The organism is Endozoicomonas sp. ALE010 (genome assembly GCF_049310165.1).
GTDB lineage: Bacteria > Pseudomonadota > Gammaproteobacteria > Pseudomonadales > Endozoicomonadaceae > Endozoicomonas.
On record NZ_JBLYNV010000111.1, the window covers coordinates 1 to 8,022 of the forward strand.

The window sequence follows — 8,022 nt, forward strand, 5'->3', positions numbered from 1 at the left end:
CCATTGTCCACCAGTTTCGCCATGACCCACAGCAGGTTGGCAACATGCTGGGCAATAAATTGGTCTTTTTGTGCGTTCACGTGGGGCAACAGGGCGGCCACGGCCTCGTTGAGCACTGGTGTCCGCTCCTGCCCATTGTCCACAAGTTTCGCCATGGCCCACAACAGGTTGGCGATTCCCTGGGCATTAAATTGGTCTTTCTGTGCGTTCACGAGAGGCAACAGGGCGGCCACGGCCCTGTTGAGCCCCGGTGTCTGCTCCTGCCCATTGTCCACCAGTTTCGTCATGGCCCACAACAGGTTGGCGATTCCCTGGGCATTAAATTGGTCTTTCTGTGCGTTCACGAGAGGCAACAGGGCGGCCACGGCCCTGTTGAGCCCCGGTGTCTGCTCCTGCCCATTGTCCACCAGTTTCGTCATGGCCCACAGCAGGTTGGCGATTTGTTGAGGAATAAATTGGTCTTTCTGTGCGTTCACGAGAGGCAACAGGGCGGCCATGGCCCCGTTGAGCCCCGGTGTCTGCTTCTGCCCATTGTCCACCAGTTTCGCCATGGCCCACAGCAGGTTGGCGATATGCTGAGGAATAAATTGGTCTTTCTGTGCGTTCACGAGAGGCAACAGGGCGGCCACGGCCTCTTTGAATCCTGGTGTCCACTCCTGCTCGTTGTCCACCAGTTTCGCCATGGCCCACAGCAGGTTGGCGATATCCTGGACATTAAATTGGTCTTTCTGTGCGTTCACCCGGGGGAACAGCGCGACCAGGGCCTCGTTGACTCCTGGTGTCCGCTCCAGCCCGTTTTCCACCAGTTTCGCCATGGCCCACAGCAGGTTGGCGATATGCTGAGGAATAAATTGGTCTTTCTGCGCGTTCACGAGAGGCAACAGGGCGGCCACGGCCTCGTTGAGCCCTGGTGTCCGCTCCAGCCCGTTGTTCACCAGTTTCGTAATGGCCCACAGCAGGTTGGCAATGTCCCGGGCATTAAGTTGGTTTTTCTGTGCGTTCACGAGGGGCAACAGGGCGGCCACGGCCTCGTTGAGCCCTGGTGTCCGCTCCAGCCCGTTGTCCACCAGTTTCGTAATGGCCCACAGCAGGTTGGTAATGCCCTGGGCATTAAGTTGGTCTTTCTGTGCGTTCACGAGGGGCAACAGGGCGGCCACGGCCTCGTTGAGCCCTGGTGTCCGCTTCTGCCCGTTGTCCGACAGTTTCGCGATGGCCCACAGCAGGTTGACAATATTCTGGGTATTAAATTGATCTTTCTGTGCGTTCACATGGGGGAACAGTACGGCCACGGCTTCTTTGAGCTCCGGTGTCCACTCCCCGTTGTCCACCAGTTTCGTCATGGCCCACAGCAGGTTGGCGATACCCTGGGCATTGAATTGGTCTTTCTGTGTGTTCACGTGGGGCAACAGGGCACCCATGGCCTCTTTGAACTCTGGTGTCTGCTCCAACCCGTTGTCCACCAGTTTCGCCATGGCCCACAGCAGGTTGGCAATGCCCTGGGCCTTAAATTGGTCTTTCATTGCGCTCACGTGGGGCAACAGCGCGACAACGGCCTCGTTGAACTCCGGTGTCTGCTTCTGCCCTTTGTCCACCAGTTTCGCCATGGCCCAAAGCAGGTTGGCGATACCCCGGGCATCAATATTCCTGGCTTGAGGTTTTTGGCTGCAGTTAAATATTATTGCATCCAGTAGCGTTGACAATAAGTGAGCTTGAGTAAGCTTGACACGCTCATTCATGGGGTAATGAGAGGTAAAAACACCCGCTGAAGTCAATGAATGAAGTGTTGTCGTCAGGCTTCGCCAATTCCAGCTACGTGTTGGGGTAAAGTTTTGCAGCATACGTATCAGCTGGCTTTGTTCTGCCCGGTTTAACGGTCTTTTAGCAGCTGACGTGTATTCTTTAATTGAACTGGCAAATTGACTGTGATTTTTTCCATTATAGCGATGACCGAAATAATCCGATTTACTCAACAGATCATCCATTATTTCCTGTGTGATGAGGGCATTAAAATCTTGAGCAGGGTTTACCGAGCGGCACTGTAGATGTTGAGAAGAGCGTGTGCCAGAAGAATGGTAAAATTCATTGCGACCCGGCACAGTGCGGGGGGGATTATCCCATGGTCTGACTGTGGCATATCTATATCGTCCACGCCCTGAAGAAGGGGCGTGGTTATTCGGTTGGTTGTAATCATTACCTGAGCTGGTGTAATTACAACTGATACCAGCAGATCTTTTATCCATAATTATATTTCATTAATTCATGAGAATATTAAAAGCAGACTGCGGTTCTGTTCAGAAGTTCATTTTGCTGAACGGTTTATAAACGCAAGTGGTTGGAGGAGAACATCTACTCTGAATTGTGAAAATGGTTCCTGAGTCACGATGGCAGGGAGGCGATTACTGGCTGTTTGCTCTCTTTTTTATTTGGTCAATAAATGGTTTCATTACATCCAGGTTCCAAAGCCTGTTAACCGGGATTTCAATGACCTCAAATCCTGATTTCTGCAGCAGTGCGATTTTCAGCAGAGTCGAACCATTCCTGGTGTTGAAATCACCACCCACGTAATGAGACGGTCCCTGAACTTCAATCACCATATTGTGATCTGGCAGTAGCAGGTCAACCGGAGGCAATGAGTGCAAACTCTTTTCTTCTTCAATCTTCAAAGAGGGCATACATGATTGGAGTTGATTACGGAAGTCGGATTGGCGTTTTGAAACGATTGTCTGGTAATGGGGGTTGAACGGACACGCTCTGCCAAGCCAACTGGCGGCCATGGCAATGGTGGTTTGATCCTCTTCATTATCCGGTGATGTATTTTCCAGGCGAGTCAACAGGATATCCATGTGCTTTTCAAGCACGTTATTTTTATTGGCTTTGGAGTCTAGAGACAACCTGGCACAGCATACCATTACGCCCCAGAGAGACATCGATATATCTTGCCTGGAGAGCTGAGGGGTTTCACTGATTCGGTAGACAAGCGATTCGAATGCAGAGGTAACCACATTCAGCTCAACGAGTTCACCCAGTTTCGCCATGGCCCACAGCAGGTTGGCGATACCCTGTGGTGTAAAGTCAGCTTTCCGTGCGCTCACGTGGGGTAACAGCGCTGCCACAGTCGCTTTGAACTCTGGTGTCCACTCCTGCCCGTTATCCACCAGTTTCGCCATGGCCCACAGCAGGTTAACGATGTGCTGAGGAATAAATTGGTATTTCTGTATTTTCACGCGGGGCAACAGTGCGACCACGGCCTTGTTAAGCGCTGGTGTCTGCTCCTGCCCGTTGTCCACCAGTTTCGCCATGGCCCATAGCATGTTGGCGATCTCTTGTGGTTTAAAGGTAGCTCTCTGAGCATTCACGTGGGGCAACAGTGCGGTCACGGCCTCGTTGAGTTCTGGTGTCGACTCCTGCCCGTTGTCCACCAGTTTCGCCATGGCCCACAGCAGGTTGGCGATACCTTGTGGTTTAAAGGTAGCTCTCTGTGCATTCACGTGGGGCAACAGTGCGGTCACGGCCTCGTTGAGTTCTGATGTCGACTCCTGTCCGTTGTCCACCAGTTTCGCCATGGCCCACAGCAAATTGGCAATACCCTGTGGTGTAAAGCTGGCTTTCTGTGCGCTCACGTGGGGCAACAACGCGGCCATGGCCTCGTTGAGCTCTGGTGTCTGCTCCTGCCCGTTGTCCACCAGTTTCGCTATGGCCCACAGCAGGTTGGTGATTTCCTGTGGTTTAAAGTGAGCTTTCTGTGCGACCACTTGGGGCAATAGCGTGGCCACGACCTCGTTGAGTGCTGGTGTTCGCTCCTGCCCGTTGTCCACCAGTTTCGCCATGGCCCACAGCAGGTTGGCGATAACCTGGGCATGAAATTGGGTTTTCTGTGCGTTCACCCGGGGCAACAGCGCGACCAGGGCTTCGTTGAGCCCTGGTGTCTGCTTCTGCCCGTTGCCCACCAGTTTCGCCATGGCCCACAGCAGGTTGGCGATATGCTGAGGAATAAACTGGTTTTTCTGTGCGTTCACATTGGGCAACAGCGCAGCCACGGCCTCGTTGAACCCTGGTGTCCGCTCCTGGCCGTTGTCCACCAGTTTTGCCAGGGCCCACAGCAGGTTGGCGATACCCTGTGGTTTAAAGTTATCTTTTTGTACGTTTACGTGGGGTAGCAGCGTGGCTACGGCCTGGTTGAGCTCTGGTATCCGCTTCTGCCTGTTGTCCGACAGTTTCGCGATGGCCCACAGCAGGTTGGCAATATTCTGGGTATTAAGTTGATCTTTCTGTGCGCTCACATGGTGCAACAGCGCGGCTAAGGCCTCGTTGAGCTCTGGTGTCCGCTTCTGCCCGTTGTCCGACAGTTTCGCGATTGCCCACAGCAGGTTGACAATATGCTGGGTATTAAATTGATCTATCTGTGCGTTCACATGGGGGAGCAGCGCGGCCACAGCTTCTTTGAGCTCCGGTGTCCACTCCCCGTTGTCCACCAGTTTCGTCATGGCCCACAGCAGGTTGGCGATACCCTGGGCATTGAATTGGTCTTTCTGTATGTTCACGTGGGTCAACAGGGCGGCCATGGCCTCTTTGAACTCTGCTGTCTGCTCCAGCCCGTTGTCCACCAGTTTCGCCATGGCCCACAGCAGGTTGGCAATGCCCTGGGCCTTAAATTGGTCTTTCTTTGCGTTCACGTGGGGCAACAGCGCGACAACGGCCTCGTTGAACTCTGGTGTCTGCTTCTGCCCGTTGTCCACCAGTTTCGCCATGGCCCAAAGCAGGTTGGCGATACCCCGGGCATCAATATTCCTGGCTTGAGGTTTTTGGCTGCAGTTAAATATTATTGCATCCAGTAGCGTTGACAATAAGTGAGCTTGAGTAAGCTTAACACGCTCATCCATGGGGGAATGAGGGGTAAAAACACCCGCTGAAGTTAATGAATGAAGTGTTGTCGTCAGGCTTCGCCAATTCCAGCTCCGTGTTGGGGTAAAGTTTTGCAGCATACGTATCAGCTGGCTTTGTTCCGCCCGGTTTAACGGTCTTTTAGCAGCTGACGTGTATTCTTTAATTGAACAGGCAAATTGGCTGTGATTTTTTCCATTATAGCGATGACCGAAATGATCCGATTTACTCAACAGATCATCCATTATTTCCTGTGTGATGAGGGCATTAAAATCTTGAGCAGGGTTTACTGAATGGCACTGTAGATGTTGAGAAGAGCGTGTGCCAGAAGAATGGTAAAATTCATTGCGACCCGGCACAGTGCGGGTGGGATTATCCCATTGTTTGACTGTGGCATGCCTATATCGTCCACGCCCTGAAGAGGGAGCATGGTTATTCGGTTGGTTGTAATTATTAACTGATCTTGTGTATTTACCACTGATACCAGCAGATCTTCCATCCATAATTATATTTCATTAATTCATGAGAATATAAAAAGCAGACTGCGGTTCTGTTCAGAAGTTCATTTTGTTGAACGGTTTATAAACGCAAGTGGTTGGAGGAGAGCATCTACTCTGAATTGTGAAAACGGTTCCTGAGTCACGATGGCAGGGAAACGATTACTGGCTGTTTGTTCTCTTCTTTATTTGGTCAATAAATGGTTTCATTACATCCAGGCTGCAAAGCCGGTTAACCGGGATTTCAATGACCTTAAATCCTGATTTTTGCAGCAGTGCGATTTTCAGCAGAGTCGAACCCTTCCTTGTTTTGAAATCACCATTCACGTAATGAGACGATCCCTGAACTTCAATCACCATGTTGTGATCTGGCAGTAACAGGTCAACCGGAGGTAATGAGTTCAGACTCTTTTCTTCTTCAATCTTCAAAGAGGGCATGCATGATTGGAGTTGATTGCAAAAGTCAGCCTGATGTTTTGAAATGGTTGTCTGGTAATGGGGGGTGAAGGGACACGCTCTGCCAAGCCAACTGGCGGCCATGGCAATGGTGGTTTGATCCTCTTCATTATCTGGGAATGTATTTTCCAGGCGAGTCAACAGGATATCCAGATGTTTTTCAAGCGCGTTATTTTTATTGGCATTGGAGTCTAGAGACAACCTGGCACAGCATACCATTACGCCCCAGAGAGACATGGATATATCTTGCCTGGAGAGCTGAGGGGTTTCACTGATTCGGTAGACAAGCGATTCGAATGTAGAGATAACCACATTCAGCTCAACGAGCTCACCCAGTTTCGCCATGGCCCACAGCAGGTTGGCGATACCCTGTGGTGTAAAGTTAGCTTTCCGTGCGCTCACGTGGGGTAACAGCGCAGCCACGGCCGCTTTGAACTCTGGTGTCCACTCCTGCCCGTTATCCACCAGTTTCGCTATGGCCCACAGCAGGTTGGCGATGTGCTGGGGAATAAATTGGTCTTTCTGTGCCTTCACGTGAGGCAACAGCATGGCCACAGCCTTGTTGAGCGCTGGTGTCTGCCCCCGTCCGTTGTCCACCAGTTTCGCCATGGCCCACAGCAGGTTGGTGATTTCCTGTGGTGTAAAGTTAGCTTTCTGTGCGATCACCTGAGGCAACAGTGCGGTCACGGCCTCGTTGAGTTCTGGTGTCCGCTCCTGCCCGTTGCCCACCAGTTTCGCCAAGGCCCACAGCAGATTGGCAATACCCTGTTGTGTAAAGCTGGCTTTCTGTGCGCTCACGTGGGGCAACAGTGCCGTCACGGCTTCGTTGAGTTCTGGTGTTGACTCCTGCCCGTTGTCCACCAGTTTCGCCATGGCCCACAGCAGATTGGCAATACCCTGTGGTGTAAAGCTGGCTTTCTGTGCGCTCACGTGGGGCAACAACGCGGCCATGGCCTCGCTGAGCTCTGGTGTCCGCTCCTGCCCGTGGTCCACCAGTTTCGCCATGGCCCACAGCAGGTTGGTGATTTCCTGTGGTTTAAAGTGAGCTTTCTGTGCGATCACTAGGGGCAATAGCGTGGCCACGACCTCGTTGAGTGCTGGTGTCTGCTCCAGCCCGTTGTCCACCAGTTTCGCCATGGCCCAAAGCAGGTTGGCAATAAACTGGACATGAAATTGGGTTTTCTGTGCGTTCACCCGGGGCAACAGCGCGACCAGGGCTTCGTTGAGCCCTGGTGTCTGCTCCTGCCCATTGTCCACCAGTTTCGCCATGGCCCACAGCAGGTTGGCGATATGCTGAGGAATAAATTGGTCTTTCTGTGCGTTCACATTGGGCAACAGCGCAGCCACGGCCTCGTTGAACCCCGGAGTCCGCTCCTGGCCGTTGTCCACCAGTTTCGCCAGGGCCCACAGCAGGTTGGCAATATGCTGGGCACTAAATTGGTCTTTCTGTGCGTTCACGTAGGGCAACAGCGCGGCCACGGCCTCGTTGAGCCCTGGTGTCCGCTCCAGCCCGTTGTCCACCAGTTTCGCCATGGCCCACAGCAGGTTGGCGATACCCTGTGGTTTAAAGTTATCTTTTTGTACGTTCACATGGTGCAACAGCGCGGTTACAGCCTCGTTGAGCTCTGCTGTCCGCTTCTGCCCGTTGTCCACCAGTTTCGCCATGGCCCACAGCAGGTTGACAATATTCTGGGTATTAAATTGATCTTTCTGTGCGTTCACATGGGGGAACAGCACGGCCACGGCTTCTTTGAGCTCCGGTGTCCACTCCCCGTTGTCCACCAGTTTCGTCATGGCCCACAGAAGGTTGGCGATACCCTGGGCATTGAATTGGTCTTTCTGTATGTTCACGTGGGTCAACAGGGCACCCATGGCCTCTTTGAACTCTGGTGTCTGCTCCAGCCCGTTGTCCACCAGTTTCGCCATGGCCCACAGCAGGTTGGCAATGCCCTGGGCCTTAAATTGGTCCTTCATTGCGCTCACGTGGGGCAACAGCGCGACAACGGCCTCGTTGAACTCCGGTGTCTGCTTCTGCCCGTTGTCCACCAGTTTCGCCATGGCCCACAGCAGGTTGGCGATACCCCGGGCATCAATATTCCTGGCTTGAGGTTTTTGGTTGCACTTGAATATTATTGCGTCAAGCAGAGTGGACAATAAGGAAGCTTGAGTTAGCTTGACACGCTCATCC

3 protein-coding genes are annotated in these 8,022 nt (G+C 52.6%); all 3 read right to left on the minus strand.

Translation table 11 applies throughout. The annotated features are described in order from the left end of the window. The coding region (locus ACO6UY_RS23450) for a DUF1601 domain-containing protein (protein ID WP_422491473.1) at positions 1 to 2,240 on the minus strand (2,240 nt) is incomplete at its 3' end. 156 nt (positions 2,241 to 2,396) lie between these two features. After that, on the minus strand, positions 2,397 to 5,384 hold the full coding sequence (locus tag ACO6UY_RS23455) for a DUF1601 domain-containing protein (protein ID WP_422464010.1): 2,988 nt from the start codon (positions 5,382 to 5,384) through the stop codon (positions 2,397 to 2,399). A 156-nt stretch (positions 5,385 to 5,540) separates the two neighbouring features. Next, a partial coding sequence (locus ACO6UY_RS23460; protein WP_422491475.1) for a DUF1601 domain-containing protein occupies positions 5,541 to 8,022 on the minus strand: 2,482 nt, incomplete at its 5' end.

Bases quoted from the DNA above. Each gene is read 5' to 3' on its own strand.
- ACO6UY_RS23455 (WP_422464010.1), bottom strand. From the start codon at position 5,384: ATGGATGGAAGATCTGCTGGTATCAGTGGTAAATACACAAGATCAGTT.